Origin of the sequence: Gillisia sp. JM1, assembly GCF_000424645.1 — a bacterium.
In the GTDB taxonomy this organism is placed as follows: domain Bacteria; phylum Bacteroidota; class Bacteroidia; order Flavobacteriales; family Flavobacteriaceae; genus Gillisia.
In genome coordinates this window covers 474,648-490,405 of the sequence record NZ_KE384219.1, presented here as the reverse complement: position 1 = coordinate 490,405, position 15,758 = coordinate 474,648, and the positions used below count along the sequence as shown (strand labels likewise).

The window sequence follows — 15,758 nt, the reverse complement described above, 5'->3', positions numbered from 1 at the left end:
AACAAACCAAACGGTTAAATAGTTATAGGTAAAATATGCTTATTTCACCATATCAAAACTTCTCTTGATAAAAGCAGTTAGCTCTTCTCCTTTTAAAAGATTCTGAGATAATCGAGCTAAGTCCAAAGATTGCTTAATTAGGCGCTCTTGTTTCTTTTCGGTTTTAGAGTTTAGAATTTCAGAAATTAACTCATGATTGGTATTCACCACCAAATTGTACATTTCTGGCATATTACCCATTCCAAACATTCCACCGCCACCGGTTTGTTGCATTTCCTTCATTCTTCTCATAAACTCAGGTTGAGTGATGATAAGTGGAGAAGCAGTACTATCCATAGATTCTAATTGAACCGTATATTTTCCTTGTGGAATCACTTTTTCGAAATCTGCTTTTAGTTTCTCTTTTTCTTCTTCAGAAAGTTTGGAGATCTTCTCTTCTTCTTTCTTGATCAGATTATCAATATTATCTCCATCTACACGCACAAAAGAGACCTTTTCCTTACTTCCTTCAATTTTTTGAATTAAATGTGAAACTATCGGAGAGTCCATCAATAAAACTTCGTATCCTTTATCTTTTGCAGCTTCAATATAACTGTGTTGCGCATCTGTATTAGAAGCATAAAGAATAATTAAGTTCCCATCCTTATCTGTTTGGGTATCTTTAGTTTTCTCCTGAAGCTCTTCAAAAGTGAAATAGGTATTATCTACAGTTGGATATAGTGCGAATTTATCTGCTTTTTCAAAGAATTTATCTTCTGAAAGCATTCCGTATTCAATGACGATCTTGATATCATTCCATTTCTTTTCAAAATCTTCTCTGTTATTGGTGAAAAGTGCTTTCAACTTGTCTGCAACCTTTCTTGTAATATAACTAGAGATCTTTTTCACGGCCCCATCTGCCTGAAGGTAAGATCTTGAAACATTTAATGGAATATCTGGAGAATCAATAACTCCACGTAACATTGTTAAAAACTCTGGAACGATCCCTTCTACATTATCTGTTACATATACCTGATTTTGGTATAATTGGATCTTATCCTTTTGAATATTCATATCCTGACCCATTTTCGGGAAATATAAGATCCCGGTAAGGTTGAAAGGATAATCTACATTAAGGTGAATATGAAACAAAGGATCTTCAAATTGCATAGGATATAATTCCCTGTAGAAACCTTTGTAATCTTCATCTTCCAAATCGGCTGGCTGCTTTGTCCATGCCGGAGCTGGATTGTTAATTATGTTGTCTACCTCTATAGTTTCTGGTTTAGCATCTTTTTCAGCATCCTCAGCAAGTGGTAAAGTTTCTTCTTTTGTTCCAAATTTAATTGGCACTGGCATAAACTTGTTATACTTCACCAAAAGCTCCTGAATTCTTCCCTCTTCAAGAAACTGATTGTCTTCCTCATTAATATGAAGAATGATCTCTGTTCCTCTTTCAGTTCTATCTGATTCTTCTATACTAAAATCTGTAGTTCCTTCACAAACCCAATGAGCACCAGGCTCATCTTTATAAGACTTAGTGATGATCTCTACTTTATTTGCCACCATAAAGGCGGAGTAAAAACCTAGACCAAAATGTCCTATAATTCCACTGTCCTTAGCAGAATCTTTATATTTTTCTAAAAACTCTTCAGCTCCAGAAAAAGCGATTTCATTTATATACTTTTCTACCTCGTCCTTGGTCATCCCAACTCCTTGGTCTATAACATGAAGGGTTTTATTCTCTTTATCTATTTTAACTTCGATCTTCGGATCTCCGTATGCGACATCTATCTCACCAATACTGGTAAGGTGCTTTAATTTTAAAGTAGCATCTGTTCCGTTAGAAATTAATTCTCTTAAAAAGATCTCATGATCACTGTATAAAAACTTCTTTATTAACGGGAAGATGTTTTCTACAGATACATTAATTTTTCCTTTAGCCATATATCAAAAATTTTATTGAATTAGTACTTTCCTTTCTATAGTCAAAAAAAATACCAAGACCGATGCGCTGACAAACTGACACTTGTAATGTGGATTTCCTATTTACGTCTAATAATTATTGGCAATTTAATGCCAAATAAGATTTAACAATTATTTTTGTTTAATGATCATAAAAAAAGATTAAACAAGTTGTATCTTTGAATAAGAAAGAAAGCATTATGGCAACGAAAAAGCAACCCGCAGAAAAGAAATTCAGTAAAGAGATCTTAATTGGGCTTTATATGAATTATGTGTTAGAGCATGAGCATATGCCTAAAAGTGTGTACAAATTCGCAAAGGAGAATAAGATTACAGAAGAACAGTTCTATAATTACTTTGGGAGTTTTGAAGGTTTAAGAAAAGGCATATGGAATCAATTCTATGTGAATACTATGGAAGTAATGAATAAAAGCTTAGAGTTTGAAGCATTTACTCCTAGAGAAAAACTACTCACCTTTTATTATACCTTTTTTGAATTGTTAACAGCAAATAGAAGTTATGTGCTGTTAACTTTGAACGAGAATCCCGATAAACTTAAAAATTTAGAGCAGTTAAAGGAATTGCGTAAAGACATAAAAGTTTTTGCAAAAGAGTTGATTTCTGAAGGAAATGAAGATAAAAACAGTCAGATTCTTAAACAATCTGAGACAGTTTTTTCTGAAGCTACTTGGGTTCAGTTTTTATTCATTCTAAAATTTTGGGTAGATGATAATTCAGCAAAATTTGAAAGTACCGATATTGTTATTGAAAAGTCTGTAAACACTGTTTTTGATCTTTTTGATAATACACCTTTGGAACGAGTTATTGATCTGGGAAAATTCCTTTGGAAAGAAAAAATGAATTAATAGTTTTTAGAATCACTCGGGTGTGGCATCCTATAAGTGTATTTCCCTACAAGTAACCTTCACGCCCGTGTGATTTTAATAACAACATCATAATATGAAGACAATAGATAGCATACCTACCGGAAAAATAGGAAGAACTAGTAAAATGGTTCAGACTGGAGTTAAGGTTGGTGGGAATTATATTAAATATTACAGTAAAAAGGCTTTCGACAAGAATATAAATCGAGATCAATTAAATGAAGATAATGCATCAGATATTTATGATGGCTTAAAAAGTTTAAAAGGAAGTGCACTTAAAGTGGCACAAATGCTCTCTATGGAAAAGAGTTTGTTGCCTAGTGCGTATGTAGAGAAATTCTCTTTAGCGCAATTTAGCGTCCCACCTCTATCTGCTCCACTAGTACGAAAGACCTTTAAGAAATATAATGGAAGCTACCCCGAACAGCTTTATGATACGTTTGCAACGCAGTCGGTAAATGCAGCCAGCATTGGGCAAGTGCACATGGCTACAAAGAATGGGAAAAAACTTGCTGTGAAAATCCAATATCCGGGCGTTGCAGATAGTATTAGTTCAGATCTTGCAATGGTAAAGCCTATTGCTACAAGAATGTTTAACATGCAAGGGAAAGATTCAGAAAAATATTTTAAAGAAGTAGAAGGGAAGCTATTAGAAGAAACAGATTATATTTTGGAAGTGCAGCAAAGCAAAGAGATTTCCGAAGCTTGTGTAAATATTCCAAACCTTAAATTCCCTAAGTATTACGAGGAATTATCTAGTGAGCGTATTATTACCATGGACTGGATGGATGGAATTCATTTAAGTGAGTTTACAAAGTTAAATTCAGATCAAAATCTAGCTAATAAAATAGGTCAGGCTCTATGGGATTTTTATATGTTCCAGATTCACAACTTAAAAGCAATGCATGCAGATCCTCATCCTGGTAATTTTTTAATAGATAAAGATTACAATCTTATTGCAATAGATTTTGGTTGTGTTAAAAGAATTCCTGAGGATTTCTACAATCCATATTTTCAGCTAGCTGAAAGGAAGAATTTAAATAATAACGAGTTTTTCAATGGGAAATTATTTGAATTGGAAATCCTACGGGAAACTGATTCAAAAAAAGAAAGAGATTTCTTTTCAGAGATGTTTTACGAAATGTTCAACATGTTCTCTACCCCGTATCAATCAGAAACTTTTGATTTTTCTGATGAAGCTTTTTGGAACAATCTCACAGAATTAAGTGAACGATACAGTAAAGATCCAGATTTACGAAAAATGAATGGAACTAGAGGAAGTCAGCATTTTTTATATATGAGCAGAACTTACTTTGGGCTATACAACTTGCTTCACGATTTAGAAGCAAAAGTAGAAGTCAACAATTATAAAATAATGAGTTAAAGGTTAGTATTGGTTAGGTTGTTTAGGAAAGCGTCACTATTGCGAGTGATGCTTTTCTGTTTTAAAACCCTCATTGAGGGTTTAACCCGCCTGACGGGCTGGGCAGGTTCCCCGAGGCCTGCCCGAAAAGAATTTCATTCAGGCGGGCTTGCCTCGAATTTTTAAAAGTATTTTCCAAGTTATCTCGTGGGCCCGCCCGTACCGTTCGGGCGGGCTTGCCCCGAGGATCTTTATTATATAAATAAAACACCCGCCTTAATAAAGACGGGTGTTCTATTTGAAATATGAATACTTAAAAAAATTAGTCAACCATAACTTTCTCTTTCTGGCTAATTTCAGTTTTCACTCTATTCTTCACATATTTTTCCAACCATTGGTGTTGTTCCCAAAGCACATGTAATACAGACTCTTTTGCGCTATAACCATGACTTTCTTTTGGAAGAATCACCAATCTTGCGGTAGCTCCAAGTCCTTTTAAAGCATTAAAATAACGCTCACTTTGCATTGGGTAAGTTCCAGAATTATTATCTGCTTCTCCGTGAATTAACAACAATGGAGTCTTCATTTTATCGGCATGCATAAAAGGAGACATGGCATTGTAAACCTCTGGTGCTTCCCAGTAGCTACGTTCTTCACTTTGAAATCCAAATGGAGTTAACGTTCTATTGTAGGCACCACTTCTTGCAATTCCGGCAGCAAAAAGATTAGAGTGAGATAATAAGTTGGCTGTCATAAAGGCTCCGTAACTATGACCACCAACGGCTACTCTATTTCTATCTATATATCCCATATCGTCTACAGCATCTATAGCCGCTTTTCCGTTAGCAACCAGCTGTTTTCTAAAACTATCATTAGGCTGCTCATCTCCCTCTCCAATAATAGGAAATGAAGCATCATCTAATACAACATATCCGCGGTTAACCCAGTAAATTGGAGAACCGTAATAGGGATATGTGAAATCATTTGCATTGGAAGTATTTTGAGAAGCTGAATTTTTATCTTTGAATTCTCTTGGGTATGCCCACAAGATCATAGGTAGTTTCTCTTTAGAATCTTTATCGTAATCTGCGGGAAGGTATAAAGTTCCATTTAATTCCAATCCGTCATCTCTTTTATAAGTAATCACTTCTTTATGAACATCTTGAAGTGCTTTAAAAGGATTTTCAAAACTCGTTATTTGAGTTAACGCATCTTTTTTATTGATGTCTCTTAGATAATAATTAGGATATTCTGTAGAAGACTCTATTCTCACCAAAAGTTCACCTTTAGTAATATCTATAGCTTCTACTAAGGTTTCTTTTTTCTTGTTATAGTTGGATCTATATAAATTGCTGGTTTGTCCACTTTCCAGATCTATTTTATCCACAAAAGGGAATTGTCCTTTTTCTGTAAATCCGCTTCCAAGTAAATATGCATTGTTATCTTTTAATGCTAGGATACTTGTTCCATACTGATTTTTCTTAGTGACAAAATTCCCTGGATCGCTGTATTGATCTTGATAATTTCTATCGAATAATACTTTTGGAGCTTTTTTGTTATTAGAAGGATCAAAAATATAGGTTCTGGTATTTCTGTTATTCCACCAGTAATCGTATGCGATAGCAGTATTGTTGTTTCCCCATGAAATACCAGAGAATCTATCCTTTGTTTTTAAGATAGATCTTCCTTCACCTGAAAATGGTGCATCTAAGAGAAAAACTTCATCTCTAAATTCCACCTCTACTTCTGGATCTCCACCATCTAATACTTTTGCATAAACTAAGGTGGCTGGAGCATCACTTCTCCAATTTAAATCTCTTCTGCCTTCTCTTTCTGCCATAAATCCAATTGGTAATACTTCAGAAAGAGGAACATCATTCACTTTGCTTATTTCCTTTCCACTTTTATCATAGATCACAGTTTCAAAAGGAAACCTATAATAAGGCACTATATAAGAAAATGGTTTTTTAATAGCTGAAACCATTACATAATTTCCATCTGGAGAAAAAGATATCTCATTAAACATTTTTGATTCCATCCATGGTGTAGCGCTCCCGTTGAGATCTACTTTTACAAGACTTGCTTTTGCTAATTGCTCAAAATTGAATATGTCATTTGGAGTTTGAAGTAAATCTTGATACGTTCTGTTCTGAGCTTTTTGACCATCACTGGTAGAAATTGTAGGTCCAGTTGGTACAGCTGTATTGGTGTTAATTAAGTCCTTTCTGTTTTCCGGGAGCATTTTAACTAGAATTGCAGAGCCATCCTTAAACCAATTTATTACGTCTCTCATGTTTGCATTCAGCGTGGCTTCGGTTAATTTTTTAGCTGAAGCAGCTGCAATATCCAATACCCACAATTCTACACCAGTGTCTGTAGTATGAGTCATGGCGATTTTAGATTCGTCTGGAGACCAAGAGAAATTTGCCAAACGCGGATTTTCAGGTAATCCGGAAATGGATTTTGGAGTTTCAGATTTTAAAGATTTTACTTCAACATTATTATAATAGGTTGTTCTACTATTTATATTGGTTTTAGGGTTTATTCTTAGTCCGCCTAATCTTAATTCTTGTTCACTTAATTCTGCAATAGATTTATATTGATCTCTATACAAGAACACTATCATTTCTCCTTTACTATCTACTAGAGTAGCTGGAGCCAATGGAACATCTACAAGATCCATAATTTCTTGTGGTGGTTTCTGATAGGTTAAATTTTCTTGAGCTTGTAGAGTTGCGAATAAAAAACTCGTTAAAAAACATAATAGAATTTTTTTCATAAGTTAATTTTTAAGTATTTCAGTAACGCCTGTGAATAATAGAGTTTCAAAAAATTAATGTTTCTTATATTGCGGGGGCGAAAAATTATTAATTGCTTAAATTTAAGAATAATAAATATTAATACCATAATTATAAACGTATGTATCAATCAAAAATAGCCGGATTGGGAAGTTATGTTCCTGAAAATGTGGTAACAAATGACGATCTCTCCAAATTGATGGATACCAACGATGCTTGGATCCAAGAGAGAACAGGGATCAAGGAGCGTAGACATATTAAGAAAGGAGATGGGAACACTACCGCAGTTATGGGAGTAAAGGCAGCTAAAATTGCTTTAGAACGTTCAAAGATCTCCAAAGACGATATAGATCTTATAGTATTTGCAACTTTAAGCCCAGATTTATATTTCCCAGGATGTGGAGTGCAAGTACAAGAAATGTTAGATATAGATACCTGTCCTGCTTTAGATGTGAGAAACCAATGTAGCGGATTTATTTATGCATTATCTGTAGCAGATCAATTCATAAAGACCGGGATGTACAAAAATGTGCTGGTAATTGGAAGTGAAAATCATAGTGGTGGGTTGGATTTTACAGATAGAGGGAGGTCTGTTTCCGTTATTTTTGGCGATGGGGCAGGAGCAGCCGTACTTACCAGAAGTAATCATATTGGACAAGGAATTCTTTCTACACATTTACATTCTGAAGGAAAACATGCCATGGAGCTTACACTTAAAGGACCAAGCACGCTGCATTGGATACCAGAGATAATTGCTGAAAATCCTCAGGGAGACGATATTCCTTATTACCCTTATATGAATGGGCAATTTGTATTTAAAAATGCGATTGAACGTTTTTCTGAAGTGATCCATGAAGGGCTTAAAGCAAATGGTTTGGAAGTAAAGGATATCAATATGCTTATTCCGCATCAGGCAAATTTGAGAATTTCTCAGTTTATTCAGAAGAAATTACAACTAAGTGATGATCAGGTTTTTAATAATATTCAGAAATACGGAAATACAACCGCAGCATCTATTCCTATTGCCCTAACAGAAGCTTGGGAGCAAGGAAAGATTAAAGAAGGAGATCTGGTTGTTTTAGCTGCTTTTGGAAGTGGATTTACCTGGGGAAGTGCTATTATAGAGTGGTAATATATTAAAGTTTAGAATCAAGAAAGCCCGTATAGATTTATCTATACGGCTTTCTTTTTGACGAACTAACTATTTCTTTGATTATCTTAAATAATCCACCACTATCTTTTTCATTATCATCTCGGTTTTTACGTCTCAATCTTTGTTTTTTCCTACTCCAAATCTATAGGAGATTACTACATACACCTACTGACTTTCAGATTCAACTGCAAACCTTTAATACACCTTCATCTAAGTGCTTTTGGTTTAAAGAGATCCTTATATTTAAAAGACACCTGGATTTTTATTTGTTACACAGAAGGATTTTTTTTAAATTTAGTATTATGGAAAAGAAAAAAACATTGGTTTTGGGAGCCTCATTAAATCCAGCCAGATACTCAAATTTAGCGATCAACAGACTGGTAAAATATAAACAACCAACTGTGGCCTTAGGACTTAAAAAAGGGAACGTTGGCGGAGTAGATATAGTAACAGAAAAGGAAGAATTCCAGGACATCAACACCATCACTTTATATCTAAATGCAAAAAGACAGGAGGAATATTATGATTATATAATTTCCCTGCATCCTGAAAGGGTGATTTTTAATCCCGGTACGGAGAACCCTGAATTATACAGGTTATTGAGGGAAAATAATATTGACTTTGAGAATGCATGTACCTTAATTATGTTGGGTACGAATCAATATTAGACCTAAGAATGTTAAAGCTCCATTTAGAATAAGTACAAAAAAGCCAAATTCAAATCCGAACCAAAGTTCACTATTAATACTTATTAGATAGCATACTATTGGGGATAAAATCGCGATTACAGGTACCAATTTATCTTTAACCATCCATTTAGTAAAAAGTCCAAAGCTATAAAGTCCAAGTAACGGGCCGTAGGTATACCCGGCGAATACAAAGAGTTTAGCAATTACGCTTTCATCCTTAATAATATACTTAAAACTTACTATTACGAGAATTAGCACGATAGAAACTGCGACATGGATTCGCTTTCTAACAATTTCTTGTTTAGCGGCTTCATATCTTTTTTCAATATCTAAAATATCGATACTAAAAGAGGTGGTAAGTGCAGTAAGAGCACTATCTGCACTACTGTATGCCGCAGCGATTAGTCCCAATACAAAGAAGGTGGCAATTCCAGCACCCAATCCGCTTTGTGTAGCAATCACTGGGAAGAGGTCATCTTTAGAAGCATCTATTCCGTTTAATCTGGCATATTCTGTAAGCAGCATACCCAGTGCCAAAAACACCAAATTCACGAAAGTGAGTACTATGGTAAACCAGAACATGTTCTTTTGTGCATCCTTTAGATTCCTGCAGGTAAGATTTTTCTGCATCATATCCTGATCTAAACCTGTCATAACGATCGCTATAAAAGCTCCAGAAATAAACTGTTTCCAGAAGTAGTTGGCACTTTTGAAATCATCGAAAAAGAACATCTTAGAGAAGTCACTATCTGCAATATGACCAATTAGATTACTTCCTTGAATCCCTAAACTATCAGAGACATAATAAATACTAACTCCCACAGCAATAAGCATACAAAGGGTTTGTAAAGTATCAGTATAAACAATGGTTTTTATGCCAGATTTAAAAGTATATAGCCAAATTAAAGCAATGGTCATAACAACTGTGGCCCAAAAGGGAATCCCTAAAGCATCAAAAAGAATTATTTGTAAAACATTGGCTACCAGAAAAAGCCTAAAACTGGCACCTACAACTCGGGACAATAGAAAGAAAGAAGCTCCTGTTTTATAGGAATATTTACCAAATCTGCTTTCCAGGTAGGTGTAAATGGAGGTAAGGTTCATTCTATAATAAAGCGGGAGTAAAACCAATCCAATTACTGCGTATCCTACAATATAACCTAATACCACCTGCATATAGCTAAACTGGCTAGCTTCTACCCATCCAGGAACTGAGATAAAGGTGACACCACTAAGCGAAGCGCCAATCATTCCAAAAGCAACAACATACCAAGGCGATTGCCTGTTGGCCTTGAAAAAAGCATCATTATTAGAATTTTTTCCGGTAAAGTAGGAGATTATTAATAATGCTCCAAAATAGGAAGCTATTAAGAGTAGGATGTAAGCTGGTTGCATAGAATTTCAATTTCGCAGCCAAAATACAAATTAATGCATAAGTTCTTGTTTAGTATGCGCTACTAAAATTTAATAGTATCCTAGAAAAAACGTAATTTTGGAACATGGATTTTTCTTCAAAATTATTGGAACAGGCCGTAGCCGAAATGTCCCAGCTTCCGGGGGTGGGAAAGCGTACCGCATTAAGACTTGTGCTGCATTTATTAAAGCAACCGGCAGACCAAACCACACAACTCTCAGAAGCTTTGGTGAATTTGCGTACAAAAATCAAACTTTGTAATAACTGTCATAATATCAGCGATACAGAATTATGTGAGATTTGTTCCAATAAAAACAGGATCCGTGAGATCGTTTGCGTAGTGGAAGATATCCGGGATGTAATGGCTATTGAAAATACAAGTCAGTACCGCGGATTATATCATGTGCTTGGAGGTAAGATAAGCCCTATGGATGGGATTGGACCTTCGCAGTTAACCATAAAATCTTTAGTAGATAAGGTAAAAGAAGGAGAAGTTGAAGAAATTATTTTTGCTCTAAGTAGTACTTTGGAGGGAGATACTACCAACTTTTATATTTTCAGGCAAATGGAAGGTTTGAATATAAAGACTTCTACCATCGCAAGAGGAATTTCTGTAGGAGACGAATTGGAATATGCAGATGAAGTTACTCTGGGAAGAAGTATTACCAATAGGATTCCATTTGAGAGCTCCTTAAAAAGCTAAAGGCTGCGGACAATTCATTTTGAATTTTCTTTAAATGATCAGATTCCCTTTAATTTAAAGGATCAGAATCGTAATTTTACAAGCATCAGAAGAGGTTGTTTTGAGGTTGAATTCAGCTTTAAAAATAATTTTATTACATATTTAATACTTATGAAGCGTTAAATTAAGTAATTTCGCAATCAGAACTATAAAAAACATCGTTGAGATAATAATATGGCAAAGTTTGAACTTAAGTTACCCAAAATGGGGGAAAGCGTCGCAGAAGCAACAATCACTAGCTGGTTAAAAGAAGTTGGAGATACTATTGAAGCAGATGAGGCAGTACTGGAAATAGCAACAGATAAAGTTGATAGTGAAGTTCCAAGTGAGGTAGATGGTGTGCTTATTGAAAAACTTTTTGAGCCAGATGATGTAGTGCAAGTTGGACAAACTATAGCTATTATTGAAATAGAAGGCGAAGATGATTCTAAGGCACAGCCTACGGAAGCTAAAAAACCAGAAGGAGCACTAGTTGAAGAAGCAGAAGAAATGCTGACTTCAGCCAAGAGTGCTTCAGAAACAGATTTCTCTGATTCTACCAAATTCTATTCTCCATTAGTGAAAAATATCGCTAAAAAAGAGGGAGTAAGCCTTCAGGAGTTGGAAACCTTAGAAGGAACAGGAAAAGATGGCAGAGTTACCAAAAATGATATTTTAGGACATCTAGAAAATAGAAGTTCTCAGCCTAAATCTACGGCAAGTACATCTGCTCCTGCTCAATCGGCTCCGGCTTCTAAAAAGCCTTCTGCCCCTGTTAGTGTAAATGGAGGAGATGAGATCATCGAAATGAGTAGAATGGGTAAAATGATTGCGCATCACATGGTAGAAAGTGTTCGAACCTCTGCGCATGTTCAATCTTTTATAGAAGTAGATGTAACCAATATTTGGAATTGGAGAAGCAAAAACAAGACAGCTTTCGAAAAAAGAGAAGGAGAGAAATTAACCTTTACTCCAATCTTTATGGAAGCAGTAGCTAAGACTATCAAAGATTTTCCAATGGTCAATATAGCTTTAGACGGTGATAAAATTATTAAAAGAAAAAATATAAACCTTGGAATGGCTGCGGCACTTGGTAATGGCGATTTAATTGTACCGGTTATTAAAAATGCCGATACTTTGAATCTTGTAGGAATGGCGAAAGCTGTGAACGATCTTGCAAATAGAGCCAGAGAGAATAAATTAAAACCAGAGGATATCCAAGGGGGAACCTATACGGTAACTAACGTAGGTACTTTTGGAAGTATCATGGGAACTCCAATTATCAATCAGCCACAAGTGGCTATTCTGGCTCTTGGAGCGATTAGAAAAGTGCCAGCGGTTATAGAAACTCCGGAAGGAGATTTTATTGGAATTCGTTATAAGATGTTCTTATCTCACAGTTATGATCATCGTGTGGTGAACGGAGCATTAGGAGGACAGTTTGTGCAACGTGTTGCACAGTATCTGGAAGCTTTTGACAAGAATAGAGAAGTTTAATCCTTCATTGAGAGTTTAATTTCCCTGTCAAGATTTTTGATTCTCAAAACATATACCCTTAAAAAGCCACAAATACTTCATTAATTATGTAGTGTAAGTGGCTTTTAAGTTTTCTAAAATTAGATAACAAAACATTTTTACTGAAGACGACTTTGAATTTTTAGAACATTCAAAATATAGTATCTTTACAAAAACCAACTATTTTATGGAGTTAAAACTCACAAAACCAATTTGCTTTTTCGACCTTGAAACCACTGGAACTAATGTTGCTAAAGATCGAATTGTAGAAATTTCTATTTTAAAAGTATTTCCCAATGGCAATAAAGAAAGTAAAACATGGTTGGTGAACCCTGAAATGAATATTCCGGCTGAGGTAATTGCTATTCATGGAATTTCTAATGAAAAAGTAGCAAATGAACCCACTTTTAATACGTTGGCACCTAAAATCTATGAAATGATTAAAGGTTGCGATCTGGGAGGTTATAATTCAAATAGATTTGATATTCCGTTGCTTGCTGAAGAATTATTGCGAGCAGATATAGATTTTGATATGAAAAGTCAGGCATCTGTAGATGTGCAAACTATTTTTCATAAAATGGAACAAAGAACACTGTCTGCGGCCTATAAATTCTATTGTGATAAAGATCTGGAAGGGGCACATGGTGCCGAAGCAGATACGAATGCTACCTACGAGGTTTTGAAATCTCAGCTAGACAAATATGAAGATCTGGAGAATGATATGTCATGGCTATCTAACTACAGTGAAAGAAGAAAATTTGCAGACTTTGCAGGATTTATAGCATTCGATAAAAAAGGGCAAGAGGTATTTGCATTTGGGAAATACAAAGGAAAACATGTAGAAAAGGTCTTGGAAGAGGAACCTGGATATTTCGGATGGATCCAAAATGCCGACTTTCCATTATACACTAAGAAAATCCTAACCAGGATAAAATTGAGAAAGCTAAATACAAAAGTTAAATAGTAGGGCTTCTATGAAAATAATCTGCATCGGGAGAAATTATAGCGCCCACATTTCAGAATTAAAGAATGAAAAACCAACGGATCCAGTTATATTCTTAAAACCTGATACTTCAATTCTTTTAAAAAAACAACCGTTTTTTATACCAGACTTTAGCAATGATGTTCATTATGAAGTTGAAGTGCTGGTGAAAATAAATAGGGTAGGGAAATATATAGAAGAGCAATATGCTCATAAATATTACAACGAGATTGGATTAGGTATAGATTTCACGGCTAGAGACCTTCAGCAAAATTTAAAAGATAAAGGTTTGCCTTGGGAAAAGGCGAAGGGTTTTGATGGTGCTTCAGTTATCGGAGAGAAATGGATTGATAAAAAATCTATTTCCGACCTAAATAATATTAACTTTAGCTTAATTAAAAATAATCAGCCTGTGCAAACAGGGAATACTGGTGATATGTTGTGGAAAATTGATGAGATTATTTCATATGTCTCAAAGTATTTCACTTTAAAAATCGGGGATATTATTTTTACTGGAACTCCAGAAGGAGTTGGTAAGGTTGAGGTTAACGATGTCTTAACTGGACTAATAGAAGAAAAGCAACTATTTTCAATACAGGTAAAATAAATGAAGAACTACAACTTAGACGACGTAATAGAAATGGCTGGTGGGGATGACGATTTTGTGAAGATAATTGTTCAAACATTTTTGGAAGAAATTCCGCCAGATGTAGCTTCAATGTCTGAAGCTATTTCTAGCAGTAATCCCGCATTAGCCTATCAATATGCCCATAAGATGAAGCCTAATCTTCAGCTTTTTGGCTTGAATCAGATGGATAATATATTAGTAATCGAGGCTTGGTCTAAAGGAAAGGAGCGCGAAACAAATGCTCGGGATGCGGGTGAAAAGATATCAGCTAAGGTTAGATTGGCGGAAAGAGAGTTGAAAAATGATTTTACCATCTAATGATTGCAGAAATAATTACAATTGGAGATGAGATTCTCATTGGTCAAATTGTAGATACAAATTCGGCACATATTGCCAAAGAGCTCAATAAGATAGGTGTCTCTGTTCATCAAATCACTTCTGTGGAAGATGAGCGTCAACATATTCTTACTACTCTTAAAGAAGCTTCTAAACGTGCAGATATCATTTTGATCACCGGCGGATTGGGTCCTACTAAAGATGATATTACTAAGAAAGTCTTATGTGAGTTTTTAGAAGATTCCCTGAAAAGAGATGATGATGTTTTAAAACATATTGAGTCTATTTTTGCTAAATATATTAGCACTCCTATTTCAGATCTTAACAGGGAACAAGCGCTAATGCCTTCAAAAGCAATTGCACTACATAACGAGTTTGGGACAGCTCCTGGCTTGTGGATGAAAAAAGATGAAAAGGTTTTTATTGCAATGCCTGGGATCCCATTCGAGATGAAATCATTAATGGAACGGGAAGTCTTACCAAGATTAATAAAGGAGTTTAAGAGGCCATTTATCTATCATAAGACCATTAGAACCTATGGGTTAGGGGAAAGTGCTATTGCTCTAAGATTAGAGGACTGGGAGAACAACCTGCCTATTCATATTAAACTTGCTTATTTGCCAAATTTTGGTACTGTCAGGTTAAGGCTTTCGGGAAAAGGACTTAATGAGGAGGAGCTTAGATCTTCTATTGAAAAAGAATTTGAAAAGATATATCCGATCTTGCACGATATAATTTCTGATGTTAATGGAGAGAATGAAGATATCAGCATCACAATTAGGGAATTATTGAATACGAAAAATCAATTTTTATCTGTTGCAGAGAGTTGTACGGGAGGGGAGTTAGCAACAAAATTCACTATAAATCCGGGAGCTTCTACCTTTTTTAGAGGCGGAATTGTGACTTATGCGACGGATACTAAAGAAGACATTTTGAGTATTCCTCGTGCTATTATCGAGAAAAACACTGTGGTTAGTGCGGAGGTTGCAGAAGAAATGGCACGGAATTCTAAGCTAATTTTTAAATCAGACTATGCAATTGCGACCACAGGAAATGCTGGACCCGATAAAGGTGACAGTGATAAAGAGGTCGGGACGGTATTTATTGGAATTGCTACTCCAGAGAAAGTTTTCTTTGAAGAATTTAAATTTGGAAGAAGTAGGGAACAAGTAGTAAAAAAAACAGTGAATAAAGCATTGGAAATGTTGCTTAAAGAGCTTCTTTCTAATTAATATATATATCAGAAGTATTTGATATCAAAACAACTAGAATGCATCTTAGTGATAAACAGTAAATAAGCTATAAAAAATTTTATTTTTATGTTGGCAGTT

Annotated in this window: 13 protein-coding genes; 10 read left to right on the top strand and 3 right to left on the bottom strand. The window is 35.1% G+C overall.

All coding sequences use genetic code 11. The annotated features are described in order from the left end of the window. Positions 1–39: 39 nt before the first annotated feature. A complete protein-coding gene (htpG, locus tag H033_RS0116620; protein ID WP_026839312.1) occupies positions 40–1,926 on the bottom strand; it encodes a molecular chaperone HtpG in 1,887 nt (628 codons plus the stop codon). Positions 1,927–2,144: 218 nt separating this feature from the next. On the opposite strand from htpG, the gene H033_RS0116615 reads away from it, so the two are divergent. Both H033_RS0116615 and H033_RS0116610 read left to right on the top strand, forming a co-directional pair. Then, entirely contained in the window at positions 2,145–2,810 is a 666-nt protein-coding gene (locus tag H033_RS0116615) for a TetR family transcriptional regulator C-terminal domain-containing protein (protein WP_026839311.1), read from the top strand. 94 nt (positions 2,811–2,904) lie between these two features. Continuing rightward, positions 2,905–4,212, top strand: coding sequence for an ABC1 kinase family protein (locus H033_RS0116610; protein WP_026839310.1), 1,308 nt, complete (start codon positions 2,905–2,907; stop codon positions 4,210–4,212). A 301-nt stretch (positions 4,213–4,513) separates the two neighbouring features. Here H033_RS0116610 and H033_RS0116605 read toward each other — a convergent pair whose 3' ends face one another. After that, positions 4,514–6,970 (bottom strand): prolyl oligopeptidase family serine peptidase, encoded by a 2,457-nt coding sequence (locus H033_RS0116605; RefSeq protein ID WP_026839309.1) that lies wholly within the window; start codon positions 6,968–6,970, stop codon positions 4,514–4,516. Positions 6,971–7,110: 140 nt separating this feature from the next. Between H033_RS0116605 and H033_RS0116600 the strand changes: the two genes are divergently transcribed. Next, the gene (locus H033_RS0116600) at positions 7,111–8,121 is read left to right on the top strand and encodes a 3-oxoacyl-ACP synthase III family protein (RefSeq protein ID WP_026839308.1); all 1,011 of its coding nucleotides are present in this window, start codon (positions 7,111–7,113) and stop codon (positions 8,119–8,121) included. Positions 8,122–8,444: 323 nt separating this feature from the next. Then, positions 8,445–8,810, top strand: coding sequence for a CoA-binding protein (locus H033_RS0116595; protein WP_026839307.1), 366 nt, complete (start codon positions 8,445–8,447; stop codon positions 8,808–8,810). Here the strand turns inward: H033_RS0116595 and H033_RS0116590 are convergent. Next, a complete protein-coding gene (locus tag H033_RS0116590; RefSeq protein WP_026839306.1) occupies positions 8,781–10,226 on the bottom strand; it encodes a sodium:solute symporter in 1,446 nt (481 codons plus the stop codon). The genes H033_RS0116595 and H033_RS0116590 overlap by 30 nt on opposite strands. Positions 10,227–10,330: 104 nt before the next feature. Between H033_RS0116590 and recR the strand changes: the two genes are divergently transcribed. The 6 genes from recR to H033_RS0116560 all read left to right on the top strand — a co-directional run bounded on the left by recR (position 10,331) and on the right by H033_RS0116560 (position 15,659). Continuing rightward, entirely contained in the window at positions 10,331–10,948 is a 618-nt protein-coding gene (gene recR / locus H033_RS0116585) for a recombination mediator RecR (RefSeq protein ID WP_026839305.1), read from the top strand. A 213-nt stretch (positions 10,949–11,161) separates the two neighbouring features. Beyond that, positions 11,162–12,463 carry a dihydrolipoamide acetyltransferase family protein gene (locus H033_RS0116580; protein WP_026839304.1) on the top strand — a complete coding sequence of 434 codons (1,302 nt, stop codon included), beginning with the start codon at positions 11,162–11,164 and terminating at the stop codon, positions 12,461–12,463. 205 nt (positions 12,464–12,668) lie between these two features. After that, positions 12,669–13,445, top strand: a complete 777-nt coding sequence (locus tag H033_RS0116575; protein ID WP_026839303.1) for a 3'-5' exonuclease — start codon at positions 12,669–12,671, stop codon at positions 13,443–13,445. A 10-nt stretch (positions 13,446–13,455) separates the two neighbouring features. Beyond that, on the top strand, positions 13,456–14,070 hold the full coding sequence (locus tag H033_RS0116570; protein ID WP_026839302.1) for a fumarylacetoacetate hydrolase family protein: 615 nt from the start codon (positions 13,456–13,458) through the stop codon (positions 14,068–14,070). Next, entirely contained in the window at positions 14,071–14,409 is a 339-nt protein-coding gene (locus H033_RS0116565; RefSeq protein WP_026839301.1) for a hypothetical protein, read from the top strand. It begins immediately after the preceding gene. Next, a complete protein-coding gene (locus H033_RS0116560) occupies positions 14,409–15,659 on the top strand; it encodes a competence/damage-inducible protein A (RefSeq protein ID WP_026839300.1) in 1,251 nt (416 codons plus the stop codon). The genes H033_RS0116565 and H033_RS0116560 overlap by 1 nt, the downstream gene beginning before the upstream one ends. The last annotated feature ends 99 nt before the right edge of the window (positions 15,660–15,758 follow it).